Raw genomic sequence first — 26,157 nt, 5'->3', positions numbered from 1 at the left:
CAAAACGCTCTACGCGCTACGGGACAACCCAGTCTCAAATGGTTTGACACTTGCACTGGCCTGTGTGTCTTGCACCGAGAAAAAGCTGACGTCTTGTTCCATCGCGGCAATGTTGTTTTGCAAGCTGACTGTTGCGGCGTTGGTTTCTTCCGACATGGCGGCGTTTTGTTGTGTGGTTTGGTCAAGCTGGTTGATCGCCGAGCTTAATTCGCCAAGGCCGGTGGCCTGTTCTGTTGTAGAGGTGGCGACCTGTTCGATCCCGTGATTGATTTTCTCGACGGCTTCACGAATACGGCCAAGGGCGGCCCCGGCTTCGCGGACCAAATCAACGCCATTCGCGACCTGACGGTTCGACGTGTCGATGAGCGTTGCGATTTCACGCGCGGCATCTGACGAGCGCTGTGCCAAAGCGCGGACTTCAGAGGCAACCACGGCAAAGCCACGCCCCGCATCGCCTGCACGGGCGGCTTCCACTCCGGCATTTAGAGCCAAAAGATTGGTTTGAAACGCGATGTCGTCAATGACGGAGGTGATCGAAGCGACTTGTTTCGACGAGTTTTCAATCTCGTCCATTGCATTCACAGCGCGATCCACGACATCGCCGGCTTGGACCGTGTAACCCTGTGCTTCTTTGGATTGGCTCTGGACCGTACCGGCAGTGTTCGCCACGCCCGTGACGGAGGCCACCAATTCGTCGAGGGCCGAAGCACTTTCTTCGAGGGTTGCCGCCTGGGCTTCCGTGCGTCGGGCAAGATCATCTGTGGCATGGCCGATGGCGTCTGATTCTGCTTTGATGATTTGCGTGCTGTCAGCCACGCTGCCAATCGTGTGGTTGAGTTTCGAGAGGGCGATGTTGAAATTTTTTCGAATGTCATCGAATTCACCCAGATCGGTGTCGAGTTGTACCGCAAGGTTGCCCTGCGCCAAGGCATCAAGACCTGCCATGAGGGTTTCAGCGGTGCGGCGGTAGATGGTTGTGTCGACGGCAAATTTGACGACTTTCACAACTTGTCCTGCCGCATTGCGGATCGGGTTGTAGCTGGCTTTGATGGTGATGCGTTGGCCGTTTTTGCCAAGACGCGCGTATTCGTCACTGAGCGCTTCGCCCGCTCTCAGACGCGCCCAGAATTGTGCATAGTCAGAAGACGCCGCATAGGCCGGGTCGATAAAGATCCTGTGGTGTTTGCCAATGATTTCGGATTCGGCATAGCCCATGACGTGACAAAAGTTGTCATTGGCGCGGCGGATCGTTCCATCTGGGGAGAACTCAATCACGGCCTGAACCTTTTGGATGGCGTCGATCTGACCGCGTGCATCCGCCTCCAAGTTTTTAGCTGTTGTGATGTCAAAAGCGTATTTCACCACCTTAAAGGGGCGCCCTTCAGGGTCGATCAGGGTTTCATAGGTGCTTTCAAGCCAGACGGCCGAGCCATCTTTTGCAATGCGTTTGACCGGCCCTTTTTCGGAGGCACCTTGTCCGAGGCGCGTCCAGAAGTCGCGATAGGCCTGAGTATTGACCTCATCCTTTGGCATGAAAATGCTGTGGTGCTGGCCCTTCAAGTCCTCCATGGAATAGCCGGTCGCAGCGAGGAAATGGTCATTCGCGATGAGGATATTGCCCTGAAGGTCGAATTCGATCACCGCCATAGAGCGCTTGATCGCATCCTCTTTGGATCGGTTGTCGCGGCGGCGCAGGTGCATTTCCGAAATTTCACGGGCAATAATCGCAATATACGCAACGGCCCCCTGATCATCTTTGATCGGAACATAGGTGGTATCAAGCCAAACCTCTTCGCCCAAAGCATTGAGGCGCGGCATGATTTGATTATGAGGCTCACCCTTGGCGAGTTTGGCCCAAAGCGCGGCACATTCCGTGTGATCTTTGCTGCGTACAAGGGTTTTATAGGGGGTGCCGACAATCGCCGCCTCATCAAAGCCCATGCGATGACAGAACTGCGCGTTGGCGGAGAGGATGGACCCGTCTGGCGTACAGTTGAGCATGAAATGGGTCTTATCGACGGCGCAGAGAAGGGCCGCATCCGTCGGACGAGAGAGTGTCGTAGATTTTATGCGTTTAAATTTACTGAACATTTGAGCCCTATGTCGTCATCTTATGGCGGGAGTTCGCCACGATCTGACAGCACAGTATCGGTAATCCCTTAAGGAGGGGTTTAAGGCGTCCAAAAACAAAAAAAGGGAGCCGCGAGGGCTCCCTTTCTGTTTAAAACCGATACTTAGGTCAGCCGATGATGGCATTCAGCGTGGCCGAAGGGCGCATCACAGAGGCGACTTTGGCCGGATCTGCGTGATAATAGCCACCCAAATCGGCGGGCTCGCCTTCGGAGATTTTCAACTCGTCCAGGATGATCTCTTCGTTCTCGACCAACTCTTTGGCAATCGGGGCGAAATGCGCAGCCAGAGCGGCATCGGTGGACTGAGCCGCCAGGGCTTCGGCCCAATAGCGCGCAAACCAGTAATGCGACGAGCGGTTGTCGTTTTCACCGACTTTGCGCTCCGGCGACTTGCCATTCAACAACAGCTTCTGGGTTGCATCTTCGACAGCGGTGGCCAAAACGGCGGCTTTGGCTTTGCCACGCGAGGCGGCCAAGAAAGCGTAGCTTTCACCCAAGGCACAGAATTCGCCAAGGCTGTCCCACCGCAGGTGGTTTTCTTCGATCACCTGCTGAACGTGCTTCGGTGCAGAGCCGCCAGCCCCGGTTTCAAACATGCCGCCACCGTTCATCAGTTTGACGATAGAGAGCATTTTCGCCGAGGTGCCCAGTTCCAGGATCGGGAACAGATCGGTCAGGTAATCACGCAACACGTTGCCGGTGATGGTCACAACGTCTTTGCCTTTGCGCATCTCGACAAAGGAGAAACGTGTGGCTTCGCGCGGGGCCATGATCGGGATGTCTTTGCCTGCGGCTTTCAGCGCCGGTGCGACATATTTGATCAGCTCCGCATCATGGGCGCGGTTGGCGTCAAGCCAGAAGGCACCGGTGCCGGTGGCGTCAAAACGTTCGATGCCGAGTTGGATCCAATCGAGGATCGGCGCTTTTTTCGCGGTACACGACCGCCAGATGTCGCCCGCCTCAACCGCGTGCGAATGCAGCACATCGCCAGTGTCGAGCACGATCTCGACCTTGCCGTCTGCCTTCATTTCAAAGGTGGTTGGGTGGGAGCCGTATTCTTCGGCCTTTTGCGCCATCAGGCCAACGTTGGACACGGCACCACAGGTGGTGACGTCCAGCGTGCCGGTCTCTTTGAAATACTCGACCGTTTCGTCATAGACGCAGGCGTAGGAATTGTCCGGGATGCAGCATTTGGTGTCAGCCGCTTTGCCGTCCGGGCCCCAACCGATGCCGCCGGCTTTGATCACGGCGGGCATGGAGGCGTCGATGATCACGTCAGAGGGCACATGCAGGTTGGTGATGCCCTTATCAGAATTCACCATGTAAAGCGGCGGGCGGGCGTCCAGGGCGGCTTTGAGGTCCGCTTTCATCTCGGCATTGTCGGCGATCAATTTGTCCAATTCACCAATGCCATCGTTCGGGTTCCACTCAAGGGACGCGCCGTGTTTGGCGATGAAATCTTCGAGGTAGACAGAGACGAAATGACCGAAAATGATCGGGTCGGAGACCTTCATCATCGTGGCTTTGAGGTGCACGGAGAACAAAACGCCCGGCTCCATGCTCTCAACTTCGGCTTTGATATAGGCGCGCAGGGCCTTGGCGGAGAGGAAGGTCGCGTCGACCACTTCGCCCTCGGCGTATTTCAAACCGGATTTCAGAACGGTCTCGGTGCCATCTGTGGCGGTGAAAACGATCTTTGCGCCGCCCGCCTGAGCACCCGTGATGGTGGCGGCTTTTTCATTGGCGAAAAAGTCGTTGCCCGGCATCGAGGCGACCGTGGTTTTGGAGGCTGAGGTCCATGTGCCCATGCGGTGCGGGTTGGCCTTGGCGTATTCTTTCACGGCTTTGGCGGAGCGACGATCCGAGTTCCCTTCGCGCAGAACCGGGTTCACGGCGGAGCCTTTGATCGTGTCGTATTTGGCGCGGATTGCCTTTTCTGCGTCGGTTTGCGGATCGGCCGGGTAGGACGGGATCGGGTAGCCTTGCGACTGCAATTCTTTGATCGCGGCTTCAAGTTGCGGTACGGAGGCCGAGACGTTTGGCAGTTTGATCACGTTGGCTTCGGGGGTTTTCACCAACTCGCCCAGTTCGGCCAGATCGTCAGACACTTTTTGATCGTCCGAAAGCAGCTCCGGAAAGAGCGCGAGGATGCGGGCGGCGACCGAAATATCGCGGGTCTCGACGTTGATCCCTGCGGCCTCGGAGAACGAGGTGATGATCGGCAAAAGCGATCCACGCGCGAGTTCAGGGGCTTCGTCTACGATGGTGTAGATGATATCGGGGGTCTCTTGGGCCATGGGGTCCTCCACTAGTGGGTCTGCCACTTTAAGCGATGCTTTTCAGCGATTCTGCATTGGGGCAATTGCCCTTTTGCGCTTGGGCTTTCGGGTAGCGGAGTACGGGTCTCAAGTCAATGTATCCCGAGGTATACAATACAGATAGCGTGGCGGATTGAGAGGCGAGATCGCGGCTTTTGATCCGGTCCGTCGGCGCCTTGTGATTAAAAAATAAGCTAATGCGCATTTCATCACCGTAAAACGCGTGATTCCGATTGTGAAGCGCTCAACCGAACCTCTAAATTCTGAGCATGAGCGACACAAAAATCTTTGACGAAATGTGGGGCCGCAATGAGACCCTGCGCGATCCTTACGCAGGATTTCAAAGCTGGTTTGAAGGCGAAGACCTCAAACGGCTCCGAGCAAAACAGCGCGAGGCGGAAGAGGTCTTCCGGCTCACGGGCATCACCTTTAACGTCTACGGACGCTCGGAGGCCGAAGAGCGGTTGATCCCGTTCGACATCATCCCGAGGGTGATTTCGGGGCGTGAATGGCAAAAGCTGTCCAAAGGGATCGAACAACGGGTCCGCGCGATCAACGCCTTTCTCCATGACATTTACAACCGGCAGGAAATCATCAAAGCGGGCCGTATCCCGCTTGAGATGATCACCCGCAACGAGGCGTTTTTGCCGCATATGATGGGGATGTGTCCGCCGGGGGGCATCTATACGCATATCGTCGGCACCGACCTTGTGCGCACCGGTGATGACCAGTTTTACGTCCTCGAAGACAATGCCCGCACCCCCTCCGGCGTCTCCTACATGTTGGAGAACCGCGAGACGATGCTGCAAATGTTCCCTGAGCTGTTTTCCAAGAACCGGGTTCAGCCGGTGCAAAACTACCCGTCGGACCTGCGCCGCTCTCTGGCCGCCTGTGCGCCGCCCGCCTGTGATGGACCGCCAACCGTGGCCGTCTTGACGCCGGGGATTTACAACTCTGCCTATTTTGAACACGCGTTTTTGGCCGATCAAATGGGTGTGGAATTGGTTGAGGGCCATGATCTTCGGGTTGTCGACGGGCGTGTCGTCATGCGCACCACCCGTGGCTATCAACCGATTGATGTGCTCTACCGGCGGATTGACGACGATTTCCTCGATCCGCTGAACTTTAACCCGGAGTCGGCTCTGGGTGTGCCCGGCATCATGGATGTCTACCGCGCGGGCGGCATCACCATCGCCAACGCACCGGGAACAGGCATTGCCGATGACAAGGCGATCTATAGCTATATGCCGGAGATCGTTGAATTCTATACAGGCGAAAAAGCGATCTTAGAGAATGTGCCGACATGGCGCTGTTCCGAGCCGGACAGTCTGGCCTATGTGCTCGACAACCTCTCTGAGCTGGTGGTCAAAGAGGTGCATGGCTCTGGCGGTTACGGCATGTTGATCGGACCAACCTCAAGCAAGAAAGAAATCGAAGCCTTCCGCGCCAAATTGACCTCGCGCCCCTCGAATTACATCGCCCAGCCGACGCTGGCCCTCTCGACCGTGCCGATCTTTACCAAGGCGGGGCTTGCGCCGCGCCACGTCGATCTGCGGCCCTATGTGCTCTGCTCGCCTGACGGGATCAACATCACGCCCGGCGGTTTGACCCGTGTGGCGCTGCAAAAAGGCTCCTTGGTGGTGAACTCATCCCAGGGCGGGGGCACCAAAGACACTTGGGTGTTGGAAGATTAAAGGGTAGGGGACAGACATGCTTGGGAAAACCGCAAATGGCCTCTACTGGATGTTTCGCTATCTGGAGCGGGCCGAAAACACCTCGCGGCTTGTGGACACGGGGCAACGCATTGGCTTGACCCGTTTGGGTCAGGCCGATGATGAATGGACCTCGGTGATGCAATCGGCGGGCGTCATTGAGGGCTATAACGTCCATTACGATGAGACCAGCAAAGACAGCGCGATTGATTGGATGCTGCGCTCTCGGGACAATCCGTCCTCGGTGCTCTCGACCATCTCGGAGGCGCGTCAAAACGCCCGGCTTGTACGCACGGCCCTGACCGGCGAGGTCTGGGAGGCCTTGAACGGTTGTTACATGGCCACCCGCGAGGCGTTGAAACGCAAGGTCTCCGAACGCGACCTTCCGGCCGTGCTGGGCCTCATTCGTCAACGCACCGCCTTGGTGCGTGGGGCGACCCATGGCACGATGCTGCGCAATGACATTTATGATTTCGCCCGCATCGGCACGTTTATCGAACGCGCGGATGCCACAGCGCGGATTTTGGACGTGAAATATTACGTCCTTTTGCCATCGAATTTTTCGGTCGGCTCCTCGATCGACAATGTGCATTGGGAAACCATTCTGCGCTCTGTCTCGGCGCGGGGCGGGTTCCGTATGGCTTACGGCTCGCAAGTCAACGCCCGCGACATTGCGCAATTCCTTGTGCTCGACAAACGTATGCCGCGTTCGCTGAATTTCTGCGTCTCTAAAATCTATGACAATCTGGCCTATCTTGGGGCCGATTATGGCGCGAAATTCCCCTCGATGGACTTGGCTGAGGCGCTGGTGAATCGGTTCAACGCTCATGATATCGACGCGGTCTTTGAATACGGGCTGCATGAGTATATTCAAAACGTCTTGACGAGCTTGCGCCAACTTGGTGGCCAAATCGAACAAGACTATCGCTTTTATGAGTGAGGACCCATGCGCCTGACGATCCGCCACACCACCCGATATTCCTTTGCTGATCCTGTTACTTACGGGCTGCAACAGCTGCGCAAAACACCAAAATCCGGTCATGGGCAGGAGGTGATCCGTTGGAACACCACCCTGTCGGGTGGCAAAAAGGAACTCGAATATCACGACCACATGAACAATGCGGTGGAACTGATTTCCTTTGACAAGGATGTCACCGAAGTCACCGTGCGCTCCGAGGGTGAGGTTGAGGTCTCTGACACCAACGGTATCATCGGCGCGCATCGCGGACCGGCACCGCTTTGGCTGTTTGAAACCGTCACGCCGCTGACCAAACCGGGGCCCGGCGTGCGCGCGTTGATCAAACAGGTGGAGGGCGAAAGCTCGGTCGGCAAGCTGCACGATCTCTCGCGGGTGATCAGCGAGACCGTGGCCTATGAGGTCGGCACCTCACAGTCCGAAACCCGCGCCGAAGATGCGATTGCCGAGGGCAAAGGCGTGTGCCAGGACCACGCCCATATCTTTATCGCGGCGGCGCGTGAAATGGGGTTTCCGGCGCGCTATGTCTCCGGTTATTTGATGATGGATGATCGCATCGAACAGGACGCCACCCATGCCTGGGCCGAGGCGCATGTCGGTGGTCTGGGCTGGGTCGGATTTGATGTGTCCAATCAGATTTGCCCGGACACACGTTATGTCCGTGTTGCAACAGGGCTGGACTATCAGGGGGCGGCCCCTGTAACTGGCACACGATACGGCGGGGCGGGAGAGACTCTTTCGGTCGCCATTGAAGTTGCCCAGCAACAATAAAGTTCCCGGAGGGACAGATGACCTATTGCGTCGGCATGATGCTCGATAAGGGCCTTGTGATGATGTCTGACACCCGCACCAATGCAGGCGTCGATAACATTTCCACCTTCAAAAAGATGTTCACATGGGAATCCCCCGGCGAGCGCGTTTTGACGCTGATGACGGCGGGCAATCTGGCAACGACACAGGCTTTGGTCTCCCTGCTTGACGAGCGCACCAAAGCCCCGGAAGAGCGCGAACCTTCGATCCTGGCCGCCCCTTCGATGTTCCAAGTGGCGCGGATCGTGGCCCAGACCCTCAAAGATCTGATCACCACCCATGCTGACGAAGGCCAACGTGCGTCGAGCACCTTCAACGCCACCGTGCTTTTGGGCGGTCAAATCAAAGGCTCGCCGCCGCGTTTGTTTTTGATCTATCCCGAAGGCAATTTCATTGAGGCGGGAGACGAGACGCCGTTCTTTCAAATCGGCGAAACCAAGTATGGCAAACCGATTTTGGTGCGCGCCTATGAGCCGGATATGTCCTTTGAAAATGCGGTCAAATTGACGCTGGTTTCCTTTGACAGCACGGTGAAAGCCAACCTGTCCGTCGGCCTGCCGTTCGATTTGCAAGTCATCGAAGCCGACACCTATAAAGTCACCCACCAACGCCGCATCACCGCCGATGATCCGTATTTCCAAACGATTTCATCGAGGTGGGGCGAGGCATTGAAGACCGCGATGGACAGTCTTCCGGGCTTTACCTTTTAAGGCGTCTCAAGGCTGAGATTGGGTTTCGGGAACAGTGCGGGTTTGACGCCGCGCTCGATATAATCCCATGTCGCCATGGCGATCATTGCCGCATTGTCTGTTGCCCATTTCACCGGCGGCAGGCACAGGTTGACCCCGTGATGGTCTGCCACCTGAGCCATCGCGTCGCGCAATTGCGGCGAGGCCGACACGCCGCCCACAATCACCAAAGAGCGCGGTTTGCACTCTGCCAGCGCCCGGTCCGCCTTGGCCACCAAGACGTCGAGACAGGCGGCGACAAAAGACGCCGACATGTCCTCAAGGCTGACCTCGGGGTGGTTTTCAATATGGCGCGCGACCGAAGATTTCAGGCCGGAAAAGGAGAACTCATAGCCCTCATTTTTCATCGGTCTAGGGAGGCGCAACACCGGCCTGCCCAATTTCGCCGCCCGGTCAATGGCCGGACCGCCCGGCATGCCAAGCCCCAACATCCGCGCCACTTTGTCATAGCTTTCACCGACTGAATCGTCGCGTGTCGTGCCCAAAAGCCGATAAGACCACGGGTCTTTTAATTCCGCGATCAACGTGTGCCCGCCCGAGACCAACATGATCACGGCGGGAAATTCGGTTTGACCGCCTTCCAACTCAACCGAGCGGATATGCCCGCGCAAATGGTTGACGCCGTAAGCCGGCACACCCCATCCCATGGACAGTGCCTCAGCCGTGGACAACCCGACCAAAAGCGAGCCGATCAATCCCGGCCCACGGGTCACGCCAATGGCAGTGAGGTCTTTCGGTGTCGCTGAGGCCTCATCCATAACCGACTGAATTGTCGGCAAAATCGCCTCAAGATGCGCCCGTGAGGCGAGTTCGGGGTAAACTCCGCCAAAGGCCTCATGTACCTCATATTGCGACACGGTTTTGATTGCGGCCACATGGCCCGAACGATCAACAAGCGCCACCGATGTGTCATCACAGGAGGTCTCGATGCCAAGGATCAGCGCGCTCATAGGAGGCCCTCCAAAAGGCTGGCGATGTCTGCCTCAGACACCGCGCCGATGCGTTCGATCCGGGCCGGGGTGACGCGGCAATTGACGATGGTGGAGGGGGTGGCTTGGCGTCCTGTGCCAGCGACGATCAAATCCGGCGTGCCATTCAACTGTGCTGCGGCTTCATTGGTTGTGCCCGGTGTCTGAGCCCCGGATCGGTTGGCCGAGGTGACCAAAAGCGGACCCGTTTCGCGCAACACTGCCAAGAGCTGCGCATCATTGGGGATGCGCAAAGCGATCTCGTCGCGCCCGGCAAGCCATTCGGGTGCGCGCGTCGGATCAAGACCAAAGACGATGGTCAATGCGCCCGGCACAAAAAGGCTTGAGAGCAGGGCCTGCGCGCTTGGCGTGATCTGTGCGCCGAGCATGGCGATCTGATCCGCATCCGCAACCATGATCGGCAGGTTCTTGTCACGCGGGCGGTGTTTGAGCCCATAAAGCCGATCAATCGCCGCTCCATGTCGCGGGGAGACCGCCAGCCCAAGCACCGTGTCGGTCGGCAAAAGCACCACGCCACCTTGAGTGATGCACTGCACGATATCTGCCTCAGAAACAGTCATGACAGCACCTCGACAATGGGATAGGCGCGGGCGTTTACGGCGGGTTCGGGAGTGGCATCCATAAAGGCCAGCAGGGTGGCCATGTTTGCGGTGTTGGTTTTAGGCGCTTCAACTCCCTCAACAGGGATATTGCCCGCAAGGCTGTATTTGTCCAACTCCGCGGCCTTTTTTAAGGCAGTTTCTTCCAAACAATGTTCGTAATGTGCAAGTGCGCCATCGCGGTAAATTCCGAAATGCACATAGGGCCGACCGGCACGGCGTAGAAGGACGACCGGGGTTTGACCGTCGAACGCCTCCGCCCCCAGCAGTGCAAAAGCGGGCAGAGCAACGACCGGAATCCCAAGGGTAAAGCCCAGCCCATTGGCAAAAGCCGCCGCCGTGCGCGTCACGCCAAGCCCGCCGGGACCGATGTCACAGCCGATGCGGGTGATCTCGCTCAACGTAGCCCCGATCTGTGCAAGCCCGGTTTCCAACATCAGGCGATAATCGCGAGAGCCCGCAAGGCTCTCGACCTCTGAACTGTCAAACCGGATCGCGCCATCACGGGCCAGCGCCAGGACCGGCACGCCGTTTGAGGCCTGAATTAAAAGCGTCACGTCACTCATGCCAGCGCCTCCAATATGTCCAAAACCGCGTCCCATCGCGGGGCAGAGGCGGAGATAGACAACACCCGCGCCGTGTCATCCTCGCCAAAGCCAAGGCGGATGGACAGGGCGGTGTCGAAACTCTCAGCTATGCGTTCTCCCCATTCGATCACGGCGATGCCTGTGTCAAAATAGTCTTCTAATCCAAGGTGATAGAACTCTTGCGCGCTTTTCAGGCGATAGGCGTCGACATGCAAAACCGTGGCCTTTGGGGTCTCGTAAATATTGGCGATGGTGTAGGTCGGGCTGGTCACCGTTTCGTCTGATCCCAGCCCACGCACCAAGGCGCGGGTGAAAAACGTCTTTCCCGCCGCCAAACTGCCATCCAGCAAAATCACATCGCTCGGGCGCAACAACGGGGCCAACGCCACGGCCACGCGCGCGGTTGCGGCTTCGTCTTTCGCAATCAATGTCACTTGGCGTGCCACGGGGCCTGTCCGGTCTTTAAAAGTTATCTGCGCGATTTAGGGCAAATGGGGCCAAAGGTCCATGGGGTCCATCGGTGGGGGCGCTCCGCCCGGAACGGCCCAGTCACTGATCCGTGTCGAGCCAAATCGTGACCGGACCATCATTGATCAGGCTCACCTTCATCTCCGCGCCAAAAACCCCGGTCTCACAGGGCACACCCATCTGACGCAGGGCATCGGTGAAATGCGCGTAAAGCGCATTCCCAATCTCGGGCGCGGCAGCGGTGGAAAACCCCGGACGATTGCCCTTGGTGTCGGCGGCGAGCGTGAATTGACTGACCACAAGTGCGCTGCCTTGGATGTCGCGGACAGAAAGGTTCATCTTGCCCGCATCATCTTGAAAAATCCGCAGTTTTGAGATTTTGGCGGCCAGTTTTTCGGCCTGCGTTTCGGTGTCGTCGCGCATCGCACAGACCAGAACCAAAAGCCCCGGCCCGGATTGCCCAACCACCGCGCCATCGACACGCACGGCGGCTTCAGAAATGCGTTGGACCAGCGCTCTCACAGCTCATGCGTCCATGGCGGATTGGCCCCGGCGCGGCTGACGGTCACGGCGGCGGCTTTGACCCCAAGGGCAAGGGCGGCTCGCAATGTCGCGTCATCCAGATTGGCTACATCCGCCTTGGTCAATTTGCCCGCCCGTTGCAGCCCGGCCAGAAGGCCTGCGTTGAACGTATCCCCGGCGCCAACCGTGTCCACAACCGTCACTTTTTCGGCGGGCACATGGGTGACATGTCCGGTGGTGTAACCCTTGACCCCATCCCCGCCCATGGTCAGGCAGACAAGCTTTGGCCCCTTGGTCAAAAGCAGTTCGATATGGGCCTCAATTTCACCCGCGCCCATCAGCCACAACAGGTCCTCGTCCGAAACTTTGACAATATCGGCATGGGCCAGCATATGTTCGATTCGTGCACGATAACGTGCCTCATCGCGGATAAATCCGGGCCGAATGTTCGGATCAATCATGGTGACGCGGGTTTTGGAGGCCTCAACAAACAACGTTTCATAGGCCGCGCCACAGGGTTCGACCGGCAAGGAAATCCCACCACAAAACACCGCCGCGATCTGGTCAGGCAGGGCGGGAATATCCGCCTCGGTCAACATCCGCCCGGCGGTGTTTTCGTCATAAAACGCATAGGTGGCGTGGCCATCGACCAATTTGACAAAGGCCACGGTACAGGGGCGATCCACGGTGAGGGACAAGCTGCCATCGACATGGCTCTGTGCAAGGCTTTGTTTCAACAGATCGCCAAAAAAATCCTCTGAGAAGCCGCTGAAAAACCCCACATCCGCGCCAAGCCGACCCAAAGCGATGGCGGTGTTAAACACAGCGCCGCCGGGGTAGGGCGCATAGGCGTCCTCGCCCAGCGTCGTGGTGCGGGGCAGCATGTCGATGAGGGCTTCGCCTGCACAAAGGATCATGGGCCTGTCTCCTGGATATGGGTTGCGTCGTTTTAGATGTGTTAGCGCTATCTGTGCAAGATAAAATGCCTCAGTACCCAGCCGTGCCCTGTTGATTCATCGCCACCACATAGCCAATGCCCGCCGCAACGATCAGCCCGGCAATCACCGCCAAGGCGATTTTCCACGCCGAATAGGGCCGCTCGCCCTGCACCTTTCCGGTGCGTCCATTGACGACAAAACGATAGGTCTTGCCACGGTATTTATAGGCCGCCATCCACACCGGCAAAAGGATATGTTTGAACGTCACCCCGGACACAGCGGTTTGCAGGTCATGCACCCTTTGCCGGTCGCCACCAATGTCAAATTTTACATCGCGCACAATCACCCGGTCCATGTAATCGCGCGCGCTCTCATAGCCCTCTTCGAGCGGCACGGTATAGGCCGAGGCGCGAAACCCCGCCAAATAATCCGGCACATAGGGTTCCAACTCGGACAAATCCCACGGCGCCAACCCATCGGTGAAGCGCGCTGGCAAAGCCTGCGCGGCCAGCACCAGAACATCGTCGAAAAACCGCGACACGCGGCCGGATTTGACCCGCCAGCGGGTGTGACGTTCACGAATGGTTTGGGTTTTGCCATCGCGGGTGATGGTGCGGGTGGTGTAATAATCATCGCCGCGCTCGCCACGGTATTGGGTCGCGGTTTGCGCATCAAAGGTCCAATAGGGCAGGTACATCCCCGACAATTGCCGCCCCTTGCGCGCATAATCCTTGAGCCCATTCGGGGCAAACCACAAGCGGCCAAGCCAATCCGTCATCGCGCTGCGCGCGTGCGCCTCGGTGAGGGCAAAGGGCAGGAGGCCATGTGGTTTGATCTGGCGGTGCACGCCGGTGTCCGTGACCACGGGGGTGGCGCAAAACGGGCATTCTGTGGCATGGATGTCGGCGTCAAATTCCACCTCCGCCCCGCAATTGGGACAGGTCGACACGCGGGTGTCTTCCATCGCCTGATCCGGCAGCGTCGCGGTCAACGCGGTCCGAAAATCCAGCTCGCGCGGGGGCGGTGCGTCGCTTTTATCCAGCGGCTGATCCGCGCCGCAATGATCGCATTTAAGGCGCGCCGCCTCTGGATCAAATCGAAGATCCGCCCCGCAGGTCGAACAGGGAAAGCGATGCTCCTGTGTGCTGTGTTCAGAAAATGCCTCAGAGGTCATGCATGTTTACCCGGTATTAAGGGCGCTGCGCCCATGCTGCGCCAAAGCACGATGTGCGGTGATATATATGGAGATGGTTTTTGCTGAATAACGATGAAGACAGGCAAGTTCTCGATGCCATTTGTGCCCATGCCTCTTGGACGCGGGCGTTTTCTGAGTGTATTGATCACGGTAAACTGGAAAAGACATCACAGGACATCTCCTGTGATGATCAATGCGAATTTGGCAAATGGCTGGCTGGACTGTCGCCGTCTGCCAATGATCCGGCGATGAAAAAATTCGCGACGATCAAAAATATGCACAGCCGGTTTCATGTCGAGGCGGGCAAGATCGCGGTTCATGTTGAAAATGGCGATCGCGCGGCGGCGCGCAAAGGCTATGAAGCGCCCCATTTCAAACGGATGACCAATTCGTTGATCATCAATCTCAACGATTGGCGCGAAGATTTCCGCAGGTTTTCCTAATGCGACAAGGCTGCGATGCTGTTTCATGCGGCGTCACGGTGTTCAAAACTCACGGCCTGCCCGACCTGGCGGCAAGACGAGTCGGTGAAGCGGATGACATGGCAAAATACCATGGTCCCAATCCCGTCTCTGGTCAAACGCCCGGAAACGGTGGCCGCTTTGCCGTGGCAGACGACCTGATCAATCGAAATACTTTGCGGCGGCACCTTATTCAGTAGATGCGCCGTGATTGCGTCGCGCCCAAGCACACAGGGCGTCGCGGTTTGATCCCAACTTGCCGTCTCAGAAAACACCCCATGATCCACTTCGCCCACACCCATGAGGGCGAGGGCGATCTCAGTCACTTTGGCATTTGTGGCGGACCGGTCGCAATCTGGCGACCGATGCACCCGAGGAGCAAGAGGCATGAGCGTTACGCACCCGGCGGAGGCGGCGGCGGCGCGATGGTGAAAAGCTGTGCCAATTCGCGCACATCTTCGGCCAGCAACCACCCGTCCTGACCGGGGGTCCAGACGTAAGAGCTGCGTTTGAGTGTCCCCTTTGCGGCCATCTGCCCCATTTCCGCCTTGGAAAACGGGCCGGTTGTTTCGCCATTCTCGGCGATGTGCCAGACGTGTTCGACTGGCGGGGGCGGGGTTTGAGCGACCGGTGCGGGAGCTGAGGCGGCAGGACGCGCGCCCCATGGGCCTGTTTGTGCGGCCATCGCCATCCCCATGCCGGCGCCCATGCCCGCCCCCATCGAAGACGCCATCGCCGAGTTTTCTGCCCCCATGGCTTCGGCGGCGTTGAATTTCATATAGCCATCGAGGTTGCCAACGATTCCCATCGAGGTGCGCTTGTCCATCGCCGCCTCAACCGCCTCGGGCAGGCTGATGTTTTCAATGTAAAATTCCGGGATGATCAGGCCGTATTCAGACACCACTTTGGTGATCTCGCTGGCGACCAATTTGCCCAAATCAGCCGTGTTTGCCGCCATGTCCAACACCGGGATGCCAGAGCTTGCGACGATGCGGCTAAAGGCCTGTACGATGATGTTGCGGATTTGGAACGAGATTTCATCCATGGTGAATTCGCCGTCTGTGCCGACGATTTCGGTCAAAAACAGCGCCGGATCAGAGACTTTGACCGTGTATGTGCCATAGGCGCGGATGCGCACCGGACCGAATTCCGGGTCGCGGCAGATGATCGGGTTTTTCGTGCCCCATTTGAGGTCGGAAAACCGCGTGGTGTTGACGAAATAGACCTCGGATTTGAACGGCGATTTGAACCCGTGATCCCAATGGTTCAGCGTGGTGAGGATTGGCATGTTGTTGGTTTCCAACATATAAAGTCCCGGCGAAAACACATCCGCCAGTTGCCCCTCATGCACAAACACCGCCGCCTGACCTTCGCGTACGGTCAGTTTGGCCCCGTATTTGATCTCATGCGCTTCGCGTTCAAACCGCCACACCATCGTGTCGCGGGTGTCATCCGTCCAATGGATGACGTCAATGAATTCGCCAGAGAGAAAATCGAAAATACCCATCGGGGCCTCCTGTGGTCGTCAAATATCTTCGCCCATCAATTCGTGTGCAATCACGACAGATATCGGGCGGGCAACTTCGGGTCTCATGCCGGGCGCCAGACGCGGATCATAGAGCATCCGCAGCAAAAGTTCGTCATGGCGGGTCAGCAACGCAAATTCTTCGTCGTCGTTGAAAATCGACGGCCGTGCGCGCGGGCTGTCATTGGCCAATCCCAGGCCTTGAGCGATTTCCTCATGAAAACACGAGCGGCGCAACAGGTCCGGGTTCTCGGCGCGGATGATCGCCACGGCCTTGCGATACGCGCCATCATTGGCCGGATCAGAGGCGATCACCAAGCAATAGGTCGAGCGCGGCATGTCGATGACAGAACGGATCGCATTCGCGCCGATGCCCGGAATGAGCTGGCTCAGACGCGGGCCAATGGCGCGGCGTTCGTCTTCGTTGAGCACCAGAATATTGAAGTTCGGGCGGGAGGACACACTGACCGAATGGCCCGAGGCACGGGCCAGTTGCCCGGCAAAACTTTCAATCGTCGCACGGTCCTTTTGGCGCTGTTCCAGCGGCACAGAGGTGCCGAATTCAATGCCGATCCGCACGGGCACATCCCAGCGATGCAGATCAGAGGGCGTGGTTTTGGCGACAAACCGCCCGCCCACCGAGGTATATTCGTCATTGAGCGCGATGGCGTCAAAATTCACCGCAAGCTGGCGCGCAGAAAAGGGCGTATCCGGCCCGCCCCCGTCCGTGCGCAACAGGTCATTGGCCAAAAGATCGGCCTGAACCCGTGCAAAATAGGTCTGAAGCAAACGGCTTTCCGTGCTGCGCGGGGTGACGTTGGTGCTGTCTGGACGCAAAACGGGTTGCGAGGCATGGCTGGGCGGGCGCGCGATGGGCGGCGTGGTTGGGCCGGGCACACAGGCCGACAGCACAAGCCCTGCGCCCGCGCCGATGGCTGTCAATCTTGCCCGACCCAAGGGACGCATCAGGAACGCACCGATGGCCCGGCGGCGTTGCCTGTGGCTTTGGCAGAGGCCAAGGTGTCGCGCAGATTGGCTTCCATGGTTTTGAGTTCGACCTCGGCCTCGGCGCGCTTGCGTTTGCCCTCGTCGGCGATCTGAAGGCTTTCCTCAATGGTGGCGATCAATTCGGCATTGGCGGTTTTCACGGCCTCGATGTCAAACACGCCGCGTTCCATTTCTGTACGAACGATTTTGTTGCCCTCGCGCAGGTTTTTAGCATTCGCGGTCAACAGTTCGTTGGTCAGATCCGTGGCGGCTTTGATGTCTTTCGCGGCCTCGGTCGAGCGCTGAATGGTCACGGCTTGGGCCAATTGGGTTTCCCAAAGCGGCACGGTGTTGACCAGTGTGGAGTTGATTTTGGTGACCAGAGATTTGTCGTTTTCCTGCACCAACCGGATCGAAGGCAGGGACTGCATCGTCACCTGGCGGGTCAGTTTCAGATCATGTACCCGACGTTCCAAATCGTCACGCGCGGCGCGCAGATCGCGCAATTCCTGCGCTTTGATCACTTGGTCCTGCTCGGGCGCGGCCTCCACCGCGGCGGCCAGAGCGGGGATTTCGCCTTCGTCCAATTCTTTGATTTTCAATTCGCCCGCCGCAATGTAAATCGCCAATTCATCATAGAAATTCAGCGTCTTATCATAGAGCATATCGAGCGATTTGATGTCTTTGAGCAGCTTGTGCTCATGCGTCAAAAGATTGTCGGTGATCTTGTCGATCTGGGTTTGAATGGTCTCGTAACGGGCGATGAATTTCGCCATTGGCGCCGCACGGCCCAACAGTTTCTCCCACCAGCTTCGGTTGCGGCGCACGTCGAGTTCGGACACGGAAAATCCGCGAATGGTGGTCACGATGGAGCGCAGAGAGTCGCCCGCAGGCCCCACATCTTTGTTGCGCACATCTTCCAGCATCGCTTGTGAAATCTCTTGCAATTCGGCCTGCGCACCCGAGCCAAAGCGGACGATCGAATTGGTGTCGCCCATGTTGATCTCGGATTTCGCGCGCTCGATTTCCGCGCTCAAAGGCGTGTTGGCCAAAGCCACCGGGTCGATCAACTCGCCCTTTGGCTCGGCGAGGACAACGGCGGTGACGGCTTCGACGTCTTTCAATGCGGCTTCGGCCTTTTGGCGGGTGGTGTCGGACATGGAACGGTTCCCCAGTTAAGAACTTGAAAAGTTTGTTTTATTTGATGCCTTCGCGGGCAAGACGGTCGCGCAGGACCTCGATCTCGATATCAAGATCAGTTTTGCTACCCAAAAGTAACGCCTCATTGCGTGCGGCGAAATTTTGTTCGAGATCGTCGAGCAGGGCAAACCAATCCTGACGCGCCTCAGCGTTTTTGGTGCGCGCCCAAAGGTCGGCATATTTGACCGTCGCATCGCGCGCGCCCAGCAAATAAACCCCAAGATATTTGCGGGCGGCTGTCAGGTCGCGCGGGTCGTCTTCGACGGTGCGAAACATGTCGCGGGCGGTTTTGATAAAGGCGTCAAGGCGGGTTTCGGCGGCCCGGTCGCCCGACCGCGACAACGCTTCGCGCATGGTGTTCAAATGCGCCTCAGCTTCGTCAATCGCTTTGGACACCCGGTCTTGTTGAAACGTGTCAATGTCGTCCATGCCTTTGTTTTTCAACGGATCAAAGCCAAAGGCGAGGCTGTGCAGCACGGTGCCGAGACTGGCAAAAATCACCGTCTCCAGAGCGCCCCAGCCGAACCAGCCGACAAGGCCAAGCCCGACGCCGGTCAAAACAGAGCCAAAGATTTTGCGCGGGATCGCCGGACGCCGCGAGATTTTGCGCGCCTCATAGGCCTCCTCGGCCTTTAACCCTTCGCGGGTCAAAAACGCCGCGCCGACAAGACATCCCAAGGCCGCCAAATAACCCGCCATAACAATGGGTTCAGCGGAAAATGCTTTCCATGACAAGGGCAGTCCCGCGTAAAACAACAGGTTCGAACGCGCGCCAACACGGGACGGACGTTTGCCATCAAAAGGGCGATGTTTCGGGGGGGGCGGCGTGCCCGCACCCTCCGGTTTTGCCGATGTTTTCGGGCTGCCATCGGGCGAATAGGTCGAACCATACCGTTGCGCCATGGATCACATCCCCTGCGCTTTGATCGTGACGTAAAAGGTCAGTGCGACCAAAAGATAATAGGCCAGTTTTGAAAACGGACTGTCGCTCATGACCACCCTTTCGATCAAACGCAGTGTTCAGGTCCAGATATAGGAAGAAACGGCGCACTGTGAAAGAGTTAAGGGGAGCAAATGCCCCCCTTTCCCCTGCGTTCTTGTATCAGCTCTTGCCTCTGGGCGGTTTCCCGCCCGGCTTGCTCCCATGGGATTTGAACCCGGAGGAGCGGGGTTTGCCCTCCGCGCCGCCGCCGTGGCTTTTAAACCCTGCGGATTTGAAGCCGCCCGGTTTTGCCCCCGGTTTCCCGCCCGGTTTGCCACCCGGTTTGCCAAAGGGGCGACCTGCGGGTTTGCCATCGCGCTCACCCCGTGAATCGCCTCGTGAATCGCTGCGGGATTTGAAATCACCCCGAGAATCACCATCACGTTTCTTGAACCCGCCCTCGGGCCGACCGCCGCCCGCATCGTCGCGACGTTTGAAACCGCCCGGTTTGCCACCCGGCTTGCCGTCACGATCATCACGGGAGTTAAAGCCGCCCTCGCCGCGCGGTTTGCCGCCCGGTTTACCGCCGGAACGATCATCGCGGTCGCCATAGGCCGGTTTGTCACCGCGTGGTTTGAACGGCGCTTTGCCGTCTGTGCGGCGATCGCCGCCCCCAGAACCTCCACGCGCGTCATTGCGGCCTTTGGTTTCGGTGCGCGGACCGCCCGGCTTGCCATCGCGCGACACCGCACGTTTCGCGCCTTGCGGTGCGCCACGTTTGGAAAACCCGCCATCGCCAACCTCAAGATCCATGCCCAACTGATCGCGCAGCACACGGGCGCGGACCTCTTCGACCTGACCGGGTTGCAAGGTGCCAAGGCGGAACGGGCCATAAGACAGCCGGATCAGGCGGTTCACCACCAGACCGATATGCTCCATCGCACGGCGAATTTCGCGGTTTTTGCCTTCGCGCAGACCGACGGTCAGCCAGGCATTGGCACCCTGTTGCCGATCAAAGGTGACTTCCATGCCCTGAAAGTCCTCGCCATCAATGGTGATGCCATTGCGCAGCGTGTCCAAAGTGGCCTCAGAGGCCGTGCCTTTGACCCGCACCCGGTATTTGCGCAGCCAGCCGGTGTCAGGCAGCTCAAGTTTGCGTTTGACCTCGCCATCGTTGGTCAACAAAAGCAGACCCTCGGAGTTGATATCCAACCGGCCGACAGACATCACCCGCGGCATTTCCACCGGCAATTTGTCAAACACCGTTTCGCGGCCTTTTTCGTCCTTGGCCGTGGTCACAAGGCCCAAAGGCTTGTGATAAAGCCACACGCGCGGCGGCTCGGGTTCGCCCACTTCTTTGCCGTCGACATAAATGCGGTCTTTCGGCATGACGTTGAGCGCGGGGGAGACCACTTTGCGACCATTGACCGTCACGCGGCCTTCATTGATCAGTTCTTCGGCCTCGCGCCGCGAGGAAATGCCCGCGCGCGAGAGCACTTTGGCGATGCGATCCCCCGGATGGGGCTTGTCCGCGTCACCAGAATGATCCGATCCCGGTTTGGAATGCGGTTTGGCGTGGCTTTTGTAGCCGGTGGGTTTGGACGGTTTTTTGGGTGTGTCTTTGGGCGTGTCGTCGGTCATGAAAAGGCCTCTCTTTGGGCCGCTCATACTCTGACATAGCCCCGTTTAAAAGAGCTTTGCTTGGATTGCGTGGTTTTCTGAGGCCTTTGACATAAAACCGGCCCGCACGAGGGCAAGTGCAGGCCGGGCCATCATGGATGGGGTGTGAGGCCCCATCCAATCTCTTGGACGGGGGGCCGTTTAGAACGTGTAGACGTAGGACATGCCAACGACCCAAGGGTCGATTTCGGCTGTGCCAATTTTTGCACCATCGAGTTTGACGTCGCTGTTGATGTCGATCCAGCGCACATCGGTCCGGAATGCGCCGTGATCGCTCATTTTGTAGTCAAAGCCCGCATGAAGCGCGACGCCCCAAGAATCGCTGAGGTCCAGATCGCTACCAGCGATTGCGCCTTTGGCGGTCTCATCGAAAAACGCCGTATAGTTGAGACCAACGCCAACAAAGGGCGAGAACTGTTCGCCACCGTTGAAATGATATTGCACTGAGATGACCGGCGGCAGGTGTTTGGTCGAGCCGATGCGGCCCAGGCCGGAGGCGTCAATGTCATGCATGAATGGCACGGCACCGAGCACTTCGATGCCAATGTTATTGGCGACGAAATACTCAAATGTGATGGTCGGTCGGACGCTGTCGCCGATATCAAGCGTGTTGGCTCCGCCCAGAATGGTTCCGTTGTCGGATTTTGGCATCACCCCACCAAGGCCAAGGCCAAGAGACATGGTGCCCGCCTCTTGCGCGGTTGCGCCGGACATCCCGGCGAGAGTGAGAGCGAGAGCGGTGGCAAAAAGTGTCGTCTTTTTCATAGTGTGTCCTAATGTCTTACGTCGCGCGTGTGGCGGACCGTCTGCCTCGGATCAGGCAAGAGCTTTGATTTGCATCAATTTGCCTGGGGCTGCGTCAATCTGTCGGGCGCGCGCGCGCGGGCATGTGAGGCGCAAAATGCAGGCCAATGTCGCGAAGCGTGCCTTGCGTCGACGGCGATTCCACGTCAGGAAAGGCCATGTCTTTTCGCTCTTATATGGATGATGCGTTCATCGAGGCGGCTTTGGCCGAGGCCCGCGGCGAAGTGCCTGTGGGCGCGGTCGTTGTGTCACCAACAGGCGAGATCGTCGGGCGCGGTGGCAATCAAACCCGCGCCGACAATGATCCCACGGCCCATGCCGAGATCGTCGCCATCCGCGCCGCCTGTGCCAAACTGGGCCAAGAACGCCTGCCGGGCTATGATCTTTACGTGACGTTGGAACCTTGCCCGATGTGCGCGGCGGCGATGTCAAACGCGCGGATTTCCCGGTTGTATTACGGCGCAGAAGACCCAAAATCCGGCGGTGTCGCCCATGGCGCGCGGGTGTTTTCGCACGCCCAATGCCACCACGCCCCCGAGGTTTATGACGGCATCGCGGCGGATCGGGCCGAAGCCATGCTTAAGGCGTTTTTTGCCACCCGGCGCTAAACTGCGCCCGCCCCATCTTAAAGTCTGTGCCTCGCGTAGGAGTTCCTGTCGGTCGCCGTAATATCTGTATCGAGGGTCTCAAAGGTCTCAAAGGAGAGACAGATGAAAGCCGCTCAGCGATGCACTCGCTTTGATGCTGCCCTTGATCTTCGCCGCGCGCCCCGGATGTGCCCAAAATATCACCGTGACCACCGGACATTGCGGCGTTTCGGGTCAAATTGGACGCGGTGCTTGATCTCACGCAGGGCGTGGTGCTTGGGGTGATGGAAGAGGCCGCGGGTCAGAACTGAGCCGCGCGCTCTTGTATCGGCCACCAAGATCGGTTAGGCAGGGCACGCACAGGCTTGGCCCGTGCACCATCCCAAATCCTTGAAATTACGCCCGTTTTTGGGGCCATCCGCGTGGGTTGGCCCTTGCGGGTCTCTGCGCGAGTGTCTGATGATCGAAACCACCCTGTTGCGCCATGAACGGCATCTGAAAAACCTTGCCCTGCTGTTGGGCGTCGCCTCGACGGTTGCCATCGTACAAAACTGGTATCCGCTGAACCTGTTTCTGTCGCTGCCGTTTTGCCTTATTTGGCTGGGGATGGGATGGTTGCATTCCGAACGGCAGTTGAAATGGATCAACATCCTGTTTGCCGCATTTTATGTGTACGGCATTGGGCGTTATCTGGTGCTCGGGGCGTAACGGTGGTTAAATCTCGATGGCGACAAGCACCTCGGGCACTTTGACCACGCCGTCGTCCAGAGCGTAGACCAGCGGATCACAACTCTGCGCCAAAAGCGGGAACGTGCCCCAGTGGCACGGAATCACCGTTTTGAAATCAAAGAATTTTTGACAGGCATAGGCGGCGCGGGTCATGTCCATCGTGTAATGGCCCCCGGCGCAGAGAATGCCGATGTCGGGCTGATGCAGATCGGCAAACCACGCCATATCGGCCATGAGATCGGTGTCGCCAGAGACATAGATCGTGTGGCCTTCGCCCGAGATCATAAAGCCCGCCGGGTCGCCCGCATATTGCGGTGCGCCGTCTTTGAAATCAATTGAGGAAGAGTGCACCGCGTTCACCATCGTGACCCGCACCGCCGCGTCGCCTTCGCCCAAAGTGCCTTCGCCTAAGGTGATCGTGCCGCCCTTGCCAAAGCCCGTGACCTGCGCGCCCTCGGCCCCCAAGATAAGTGATAGTTCATGGATGCAATAGATCATCGCATCCGTGTCGCGTGCCACGGGCAGGGTGGTCGAGGCATGATCGCCATGGCCGTGGGTGAGAAAGATCGCCGTTGCGCCTGTGGTGGCCTCCGATGCGCGGTCTTCGGGAAAGGCCGGGTTGCCCGCAAGCCACGGGTCAATCAGCAAAACCTGATCCGCGATCTCGATGCGAAAACCGGAATGTCCAAGCCAAGTGATTTTCATGCGACCTCTCCCTATATAGTCCTCAAACGGCTGCTTGGGAAAAGCTAGCACAGGAGCGGGAAAAATCACATGTGGACAGAGCAATTCGATGGCTATTGTGAGCGGGTGGATTTCACATTTTGGTCAGAACCCGTCAATGCGCTGACCAATCTGGCCTTTGTGCTGGCGGCGCTTTGGATGTGGCCGCGCACCCGCCATCACCCTTTGGCGCGGGCCATGGCTGTCGTGTTGATGCTCATCGGCTTTGGGTCTTTCGCCTTTCACACCACGGCCACGCGCTGGGGCGCTTTGGCCGACACCGCGCCGATCCTTGGTTTTATCCTGCTTTATATTTTCGCAGCCACGCGGGATTTCTTTGGTCTCACGCCCTTGAAAACCGGTCTTGTGACCCTGCTGTTTTTCCCCTTTGCCGCCGCCACCATGCCGCTGTTTGCCAAGCTCGGTCTTGGATCGTCGGCGGCCTATGCGCCGGTGCCAATGTTGATTTTCATCTACGCCTATCTGCTGAAATCCATCGCGCCCCAAACCGCGCGCGGCTTGGCGGTGGGGGCGGGGTTGTTGTGCCTCTCCATCGGCTTTCGCATGTTGGATGATCCGATCTGCGCGATCTGGCCCATGGGTACGCATTTCCTCTGGCATCTGCTCAATGCCGTGGTTTTGGCGCATATGATCGCGGTCTACGCCAACCACATTGGCTTGAAGGAGGCTTGAAGGCCGCGCGCCTGCGCGATAAAGCCATGTCAAAAGCCCTGTGCAACAGAAAAGACGGAGCCCAACCATGTCTATTGACATCGACACCGCACGCCGGGTCGCCAAACTCGCCCGCATCCGGGTTGAGGAAGACGCGCTGCCCGCATTGGCCGAAGAGTTCAACGCTGTGCTTGGCTTTATCGAGCAACTCTCCGAAGTGGATGTTGACGGCGTCGAACCGATGACCTCGGTCACGCCGCAGCGCCTCAAGCGCCGGGTCGATGAGATCACGGATGGCAATATGCAAGAGAAAATCCTGAAAAACGCGCCCGATGCGCGCGAAGGCTTTTTTGCGGTTCCGAAGGTGGTTGAATAATGTCTGATCTCAATAAACTCACCCTGTCCGAGGCCCGTGACGGTCTGCGCAAAGGCGATTTCACCTCTGTTGAGGTGACCGAAACCTGTTTGTCCGCGATTGCCGCCTCCGGCGCGCTCAACGCTTTTGTGCACAACACGCCCGACATCGCGATGGAACAGGCCAAAGCGGCGGATGCCCGCATTGCGTCTGGCGATGCGCCTGCGATGTGTGGCCTGCCGATCGGGATCAAAGACCTGTTTGCCACCAAAGGTGTCGATACCCAGGCGGGGTCGCGCATCCTTGAGGGCTTCAAACCCGAATATGAGAGCACCATCACCACCAAACTGTTTGACGCGGGTGCTGTGATGTTGGGCAAGCTCAACATGGATGAATTTGCCATGGGGTCGTCGAATGAAACCTCTGTGTATGGCAATGCGGTCAACCCGTGGAAGGTCGATGATCGTGCCTTGACGCCGGGTGGTTCCTCTGGTGGCTCTGCGGCGGCTGTGGCGGCGGACCTGTGTCTGGCCGCAACCGGCACCGACACCGGTGGCTCGATCCGCCAACCCGCCGCCTTCACCGGCATTGTCGGGATCAAACCGACCTACGGGCGCTGTTCGCGCTGGGGTGTGGTGGCCTTTGCCTCTTCTCTGGATCAGGCCGGGCCGATGACCAAAACCACCCGCGATGCGGCGATCATGTTGGAAGCCATGTGCGGCCATGACGCGAAAGACAGCACCTCCGCCGATCTGGCCGTGCCGAATTTTGAGGCCATGCTGACCGGCGACATCAAAGGCAAGAAAATCGGTATCCCGAAAGAATACCGCATGGACGGGATGCCCGAAGAGATCGCCAAACTCTGGGACGAAGGCGCGGACATGCTGCGCGCGGCGGGGGCTGAGGTGGTCGAGATTTCGCTGCCCCACACCAAATACGCGCTGCCCGCCTATTATGTGATCGCGCCCGCCGAAGCCTCGTCCAACCTCGCGCGCTATGATGGGGTGCGCTATGGTCACCGTGCCAAATTGGCGGCGGGTGACGGCATTGATGACATGTATGAAAAGACCCGCGCCGAAGGCTTTGGCCACGAGGTTCAGCGCCGCGTGATGGTTGGCACCTATGTGCTCTCGGCCGGGTTCTATGACGCCTATTACAACCGCGCGCGCAAAGTCCGCACCCTGATCAAAAAGGATTTCGAGGACGTGTTTGCCCAAGGGATCGATGCGATCCTGACTCCCGCCACGCCGTCGGCGGCCTTTGGTCTGGGTGAAATGTCGGACAGCGATCCGATCCAGATGTATCTCAATGACGTCTTCACCGTTACGGTCAACTTGGCGGGTCTGCCGGGGGTGTCCGTGCCGGCGGGCCTGTCGGCCAAGGGGCTGCCGTTGGGGTTGCAACTCATCGGGCGGCCGTGGGAAGAGGGTGATCTGCTGAATATCGCCCATTCGCTTGAGACGGCTGCGGGCTTTGTTTCCAAGCCGGAAAAATGGTGGTAAGGGACGCCGAACTGA

27 protein-coding genes are annotated in these 26,157 nt (G+C 58.3%); 10 read left to right on the top strand and 17 right to left on the bottom strand.

Features of this window, described 5'->3' with window-relative positions; translation table 11 throughout:
- Positions 1–9 precede the first annotated feature (9 nt).
- Both BLT54_RS03745 and BLT54_RS03740 read right to left on the bottom strand, forming a co-directional pair.
- Positions 10–2,091, bottom strand: a complete 2,082-nt coding sequence (locus BLT54_RS03745; RefSeq protein ID WP_074641142.1) for a methyl-accepting chemotaxis protein — start codon at positions 2,089–2,091, stop codon at positions 10–12.
- 148 nt (positions 2,092–2,239) lie between these two features.
- Positions 2,240–4,429, bottom strand: coding sequence for an NADP-dependent isocitrate dehydrogenase (locus BLT54_RS03740; RefSeq protein ID WP_074641139.1), 2,190 nt, complete (start codon positions 4,427–4,429; stop codon positions 2,240–2,242).
- 290 nt (positions 4,430–4,719) lie between these two features.
- Here BLT54_RS03740 and BLT54_RS03735 point away from each other — a divergent pair, with 290 nt between their 5' ends.
- From BLT54_RS03735 to BLT54_RS03720, 4 genes are read left to right on the top strand one after another with little or no spacing between them, the layout of a single operon-like run.
- Entirely contained in the window at positions 4,720–6,144 is a 1,425-nt protein-coding gene (locus BLT54_RS03735) for a circularly permuted type 2 ATP-grasp protein (protein ID WP_074641137.1), read from the top strand.
- A 16-nt stretch (positions 6,145–6,160) separates the two neighbouring features.
- Positions 6,161–7,102 (top strand): alpha-E domain-containing protein, encoded by a 942-nt coding sequence (locus BLT54_RS03730; RefSeq protein WP_074641135.1) that lies wholly within the window; start codon positions 6,161–6,163, stop codon positions 7,100–7,102.
- Between the two features lie 6 nt (positions 7,103–7,108).
- Positions 7,109–7,909, top strand: coding sequence for a transglutaminase family protein (locus tag BLT54_RS03725; protein ID WP_074641133.1), 801 nt, complete (start codon positions 7,109–7,111; stop codon positions 7,907–7,909).
- Positions 7,910–7,926: 17 nt separating this feature from the next.
- Positions 7,927–8,658 (top strand): proteasome-type protease, encoded by a 732-nt coding sequence (locus BLT54_RS03720; RefSeq protein ID WP_074641131.1) that lies wholly within the window; start codon positions 7,927–7,929, stop codon positions 8,656–8,658.
- Here BLT54_RS03720 and tsaD read toward each other — a convergent pair.
- The 7 genes from tsaD to BLT54_RS03685 all read right to left on the bottom strand — a co-directional run bounded on the left by tsaD (position 8,655) and on the right by BLT54_RS03685 (position 13,974).
- Positions 8,655–9,647 (bottom strand): tRNA (adenosine(37)-N6)-threonylcarbamoyltransferase complex transferase subunit TsaD, encoded by a 993-nt coding sequence (gene tsaD / locus BLT54_RS03715; RefSeq protein ID WP_074641129.1) that lies wholly within the window; start codon positions 9,645–9,647, stop codon positions 8,655–8,657. The two genes, BLT54_RS03720 and tsaD, sit on opposite strands and share 4 nt — an antisense overlap.
- Positions 9,644–10,246, bottom strand: coding sequence for an L-threonylcarbamoyladenylate synthase (locus BLT54_RS03710; RefSeq protein WP_074641127.1), 603 nt, complete (start codon positions 10,244–10,246; stop codon positions 9,644–9,646). The genes tsaD and BLT54_RS03710 overlap by 4 nt, the downstream gene beginning before the upstream one ends.
- Complete coding sequence (locus BLT54_RS03705; protein WP_074641125.1) at positions 10,243–10,851, bottom strand: hypothetical protein; 609 nt, start codon at positions 10,849–10,851, stop codon at positions 10,243–10,245. Before BLT54_RS03705 ends, BLT54_RS03710 begins: the two co-directional genes overlap by 4 nt.
- On the bottom strand, positions 10,848–11,318 hold the full coding sequence (gene tsaE / locus BLT54_RS03700; RefSeq protein WP_074641123.1) for a tRNA (adenosine(37)-N6)-threonylcarbamoyltransferase complex ATPase subunit type 1 TsaE: 471 nt from the start codon (positions 11,316–11,318) through the stop codon (positions 10,848–10,850). Before tsaE ends, BLT54_RS03705 begins: the two co-directional genes overlap by 4 nt.
- Positions 11,319–11,421: 103 nt before the next feature.
- Complete coding sequence (gene dtd, locus BLT54_RS03695; protein ID WP_074641121.1) at positions 11,422–11,862, bottom strand: D-aminoacyl-tRNA deacylase; 441 nt, start codon at positions 11,860–11,862, stop codon at positions 11,422–11,424.
- A complete protein-coding gene (locus BLT54_RS03690) occupies positions 11,859–12,779 on the bottom strand; it encodes a carbohydrate kinase family protein (RefSeq protein WP_074641119.1) in 921 nt (306 codons plus the stop codon). Before BLT54_RS03690 ends, dtd begins: the two co-directional genes overlap by 4 nt.
- Positions 12,780–12,849: 70 nt before the next feature.
- Positions 12,850–13,974 (bottom strand): TFIIB-type zinc ribbon-containing protein, encoded by a 1,125-nt coding sequence (locus tag BLT54_RS03685; protein ID WP_074641117.1) that lies wholly within the window; start codon positions 13,972–13,974, stop codon positions 12,850–12,852.
- An 80-nt stretch (positions 13,975–14,054) separates the two neighbouring features.
- Here BLT54_RS03685 and BLT54_RS03680 point away from each other — a divergent pair, with 80 nt between their 5' ends.
- Positions 14,055–14,438 carry a CZB domain-containing protein gene (locus tag BLT54_RS03680; protein ID WP_074641115.1) on the top strand — a complete coding sequence of 128 codons (384 nt, stop codon included), beginning with the start codon at positions 14,055–14,057 and terminating at the stop codon, positions 14,436–14,438.
- A gap of 23 nt (positions 14,439–14,461) precedes the next feature.
- Here the strand turns inward: BLT54_RS03680 and BLT54_RS03675 are convergent, their stop codons facing one another.
- From BLT54_RS03675 to BLT54_RS03645, 7 genes are all read right to left on the bottom strand, one after another.
- Entirely contained in the window at positions 14,462–14,782 is a 321-nt protein-coding gene (locus tag BLT54_RS03675) for a hypothetical protein (RefSeq protein ID WP_143026727.1), read from the bottom strand.
- 68 nt (positions 14,783–14,850) lie between these two features.
- The gene (locus BLT54_RS03670; RefSeq protein ID WP_074641111.1) at positions 14,851–15,963 is read right to left on the bottom strand and encodes an SPFH domain-containing protein; all 1,113 of its coding nucleotides are present in this window, start codon (positions 15,961–15,963) and stop codon (positions 14,851–14,853) included.
- 18 nt (positions 15,964–15,981) lie between these two features.
- Positions 15,982–16,947 (bottom strand): DUF2927 domain-containing protein, encoded by a 966-nt coding sequence (locus tag BLT54_RS03665; protein WP_083351666.1) that lies wholly within the window; start codon positions 16,945–16,947, stop codon positions 15,982–15,984.
- A complete protein-coding gene (locus tag BLT54_RS03660; RefSeq protein ID WP_074641109.1) occupies positions 16,947–18,128 on the bottom strand; it encodes a toxic anion resistance protein in 1,182 nt (393 codons plus the stop codon). Before BLT54_RS03660 ends, BLT54_RS03665 begins: the two co-directional genes overlap by 1 nt.
- Before the next feature lie 37 nt (positions 18,129–18,165).
- Positions 18,166–19,071 (bottom strand): 5-bromo-4-chloroindolyl phosphate hydrolysis family protein, encoded by a 906-nt coding sequence (locus BLT54_RS03655; RefSeq protein WP_074641107.1) that lies wholly within the window; start codon positions 19,069–19,071, stop codon positions 18,166–18,168.
- 199 nt (positions 19,072–19,270) lie between these two features.
- Positions 19,271–20,731: a pseudouridine synthase gene (locus tag BLT54_RS03650; RefSeq protein ID WP_074641105.1), complete on the bottom strand. Its 1,461-nt coding sequence runs from the start codon at positions 20,729–20,731 to the stop codon at positions 19,271–19,273.
- Positions 20,732–20,911: 180 nt separating this feature from the next.
- Complete coding sequence (locus BLT54_RS03645; protein WP_074641103.1) at positions 20,912–21,535, bottom strand: OmpW/AlkL family protein; 624 nt, start codon at positions 21,533–21,535, stop codon at positions 20,912–20,914.
- A gap of 197 nt (positions 21,536–21,732) precedes the next feature.
- On the opposite strand from BLT54_RS03645, the gene BLT54_RS03640 reads away from it, so the two are divergent.
- Both BLT54_RS03640 and BLT54_RS03635 read left to right on the top strand, forming a co-directional pair.
- Positions 21,733–22,182 carry a nucleoside deaminase gene (locus tag BLT54_RS03640; RefSeq protein ID WP_074641101.1) on the top strand — a complete coding sequence of 150 codons (450 nt, stop codon included), beginning with the start codon at positions 21,733–21,735 and terminating at the stop codon, positions 22,180–22,182.
- A gap of 438 nt (positions 22,183–22,620) precedes the next feature.
- Positions 22,621–22,869: a peptidase gene (locus tag BLT54_RS03635; RefSeq protein ID WP_074641506.1), complete on the top strand. Its 249-nt coding sequence runs from the start codon at positions 22,621–22,623 to the stop codon at positions 22,867–22,869.
- A 6-nt stretch (positions 22,870–22,875) separates the two neighbouring features.
- On the opposite strand, the gene BLT54_RS03630 is transcribed toward BLT54_RS03635, so the two are convergent.
- A complete protein-coding gene (locus tag BLT54_RS03630) occupies positions 22,876–23,595 on the bottom strand; it encodes a metal-dependent hydrolase (RefSeq protein ID WP_074641099.1) in 720 nt (239 codons plus the stop codon).
- Positions 23,596–23,664: 69 nt separating this feature from the next.
- Between BLT54_RS03630 and BLT54_RS03625 the strand changes: the two genes are divergently transcribed.
- The 3 genes from BLT54_RS03625 (at position 23,665) to gatA (ending at position 26,142) form a co-directional block, all read left to right on the top strand.
- Entirely contained in the window at positions 23,665–24,306 is a 642-nt protein-coding gene (locus tag BLT54_RS03625) for a ceramidase domain-containing protein (RefSeq protein WP_074641097.1), read from the top strand.
- Positions 24,307–24,373: 67 nt separating this feature from the next.
- The gene (gatC, locus tag BLT54_RS03620; protein WP_074641095.1) at positions 24,374–24,661 is read left to right on the top strand and encodes an Asp-tRNA(Asn)/Glu-tRNA(Gln) amidotransferase subunit GatC; all 288 of its coding nucleotides are present in this window, start codon (positions 24,374–24,376) and stop codon (positions 24,659–24,661) included.
- Positions 24,661–26,142, top strand: a complete 1,482-nt coding sequence (gatA, locus tag BLT54_RS03615; RefSeq protein WP_074641093.1) for an Asp-tRNA(Asn)/Glu-tRNA(Gln) amidotransferase subunit GatA — start codon at positions 24,661–24,663, stop codon at positions 26,140–26,142. Before gatC ends, gatA begins: the two co-directional genes overlap by 1 nt.
- The last annotated feature ends 15 nt before the right edge of the window (positions 26,143–26,157 follow it).

Source organism: Celeribacter baekdonensis, from assembly GCF_900102315.1.
GTDB lineage: Bacteria > Pseudomonadota > Alphaproteobacteria > Rhodobacterales > Rhodobacteraceae > Celeribacter > Celeribacter baekdonensis.
The sequence above is the reverse complement of the archived record's forward strand: the minus strand, read 5'-3'. Positions and strand labels throughout refer to the sequence as shown.

Excerpts from the sequence above, each read along its gene's own strand:
- gatA (WP_074641093.1), top strand. The coding sequence starts at position 24,661 with ATGTCTGATCTCAATAAACTCACCCTGTCCGAGGCCCGTGACGGTCTG.
- BLT54_RS03630 (WP_074641099.1), bottom strand. The coding sequence starts at position 23,595 with ATGAAAATCACTTGGCTTGGACATTCCGGTTTTCGCATCGAGATCGCG.
- BLT54_RS03670 (WP_074641111.1), bottom strand. The coding sequence starts at position 15,963 with ATGGGTATTTTCGATTTTCTCTCTGGCGAATTCATTGACGTCATCCAT.
- tsaD (WP_074641129.1), bottom strand. The coding sequence starts at position 9,647 with ATGAGCGCGCTGATCCTTGGCATCGAGACCTCCTGTGATGACACATCG.
- BLT54_RS03650 (WP_074641105.1), bottom strand. The coding sequence starts at position 20,731 with ATGACCGACGACACGCCCAAAGACACACCCAAAAAACCGTCCAAACCC.
- gatC (WP_074641095.1), top strand. The coding sequence starts at position 24,374 with ATGTCTATTGACATCGACACCGCACGCCGGGTCGCCAAACTCGCCCGC.
- BLT54_RS03645 (WP_074641103.1), bottom strand. The coding sequence starts at position 21,535 with ATGAAAAAGACGACACTTTTTGCCACCGCTCTCGCTCTCACTCTCGCC.
- BLT54_RS03745 (WP_074641142.1), bottom strand. The coding sequence starts at position 2,091 with ATGTTCAGTAAATTTAAACGCATAAAATCTACGACACTCTCTCGTCCG.
- BLT54_RS03720 (WP_074641131.1), top strand. The coding sequence starts at position 7,927 with ATGACCTATTGCGTCGGCATGATGCTCGATAAGGGCCTTGTGATGATG.
- BLT54_RS03685 (WP_074641117.1), bottom strand. The coding sequence starts at position 13,974 with ATGACCTCTGAGGCATTTTCTGAACACAGCACACAGGAGCATCGCTTT.
- BLT54_RS03625 (WP_074641097.1), top strand. The coding sequence starts at position 23,665 with ATGTGGACAGAGCAATTCGATGGCTATTGTGAGCGGGTGGATTTCACA.
- BLT54_RS03690 (WP_074641119.1), bottom strand. The coding sequence starts at position 12,779 with ATGATCCTTTGTGCAGGCGAAGCCCTCATCGACATGCTGCCCCGCACC.
- BLT54_RS03660 (WP_074641109.1), bottom strand. The coding sequence starts at position 18,128 with ATGTCCGACACCACCCGCCAAAAGGCCGAAGCCGCATTGAAAGACGTC.
- BLT54_RS03735 (WP_074641137.1), top strand. The coding sequence starts at position 4,720 with ATGAGCGACACAAAAATCTTTGACGAAATGTGGGGCCGCAATGAGACC.
- BLT54_RS03635 (WP_074641506.1), top strand. The coding sequence starts at position 22,621 with ATGATCGAAACCACCCTGTTGCGCCATGAACGGCATCTGAAAAACCTT.
- BLT54_RS03725 (WP_074641133.1), top strand. The coding sequence starts at position 7,109 with ATGCGCCTGACGATCCGCCACACCACCCGATATTCCTTTGCTGATCCT.
- BLT54_RS03655 (WP_074641107.1), bottom strand. The coding sequence starts at position 19,071 with ATGGCGCAACGGTATGGTTCGACCTATTCGCCCGATGGCAGCCCGAAA.
- BLT54_RS03640 (WP_074641101.1), top strand. The coding sequence starts at position 21,733 with ATGTCTTTTCGCTCTTATATGGATGATGCGTTCATCGAGGCGGCTTTG.
- BLT54_RS03730 (WP_074641135.1), top strand. The coding sequence starts at position 6,161 with ATGCTTGGGAAAACCGCAAATGGCCTCTACTGGATGTTTCGCTATCTG.
- BLT54_RS03665 (WP_083351666.1), bottom strand. The coding sequence starts at position 16,947 with ATGCGTCCCTTGGGTCGGGCAAGATTGACAGCCATCGGCGCGGGCGCA.
- BLT54_RS03740 (WP_074641139.1), bottom strand. The coding sequence starts at position 4,429 with ATGGCCCAAGAGACCCCCGATATCATCTACACCATCGTAGACGAAGCC.
- BLT54_RS03705 (WP_074641125.1), bottom strand. The coding sequence starts at position 10,851 with ATGAGTGACGTGACGCTTTTAATTCAGGCCTCAAACGGCGTGCCGGTC.
- BLT54_RS03710 (WP_074641127.1), bottom strand. The coding sequence starts at position 10,246 with ATGACTGTTTCTGAGGCAGATATCGTGCAGTGCATCACTCAAGGTGGC.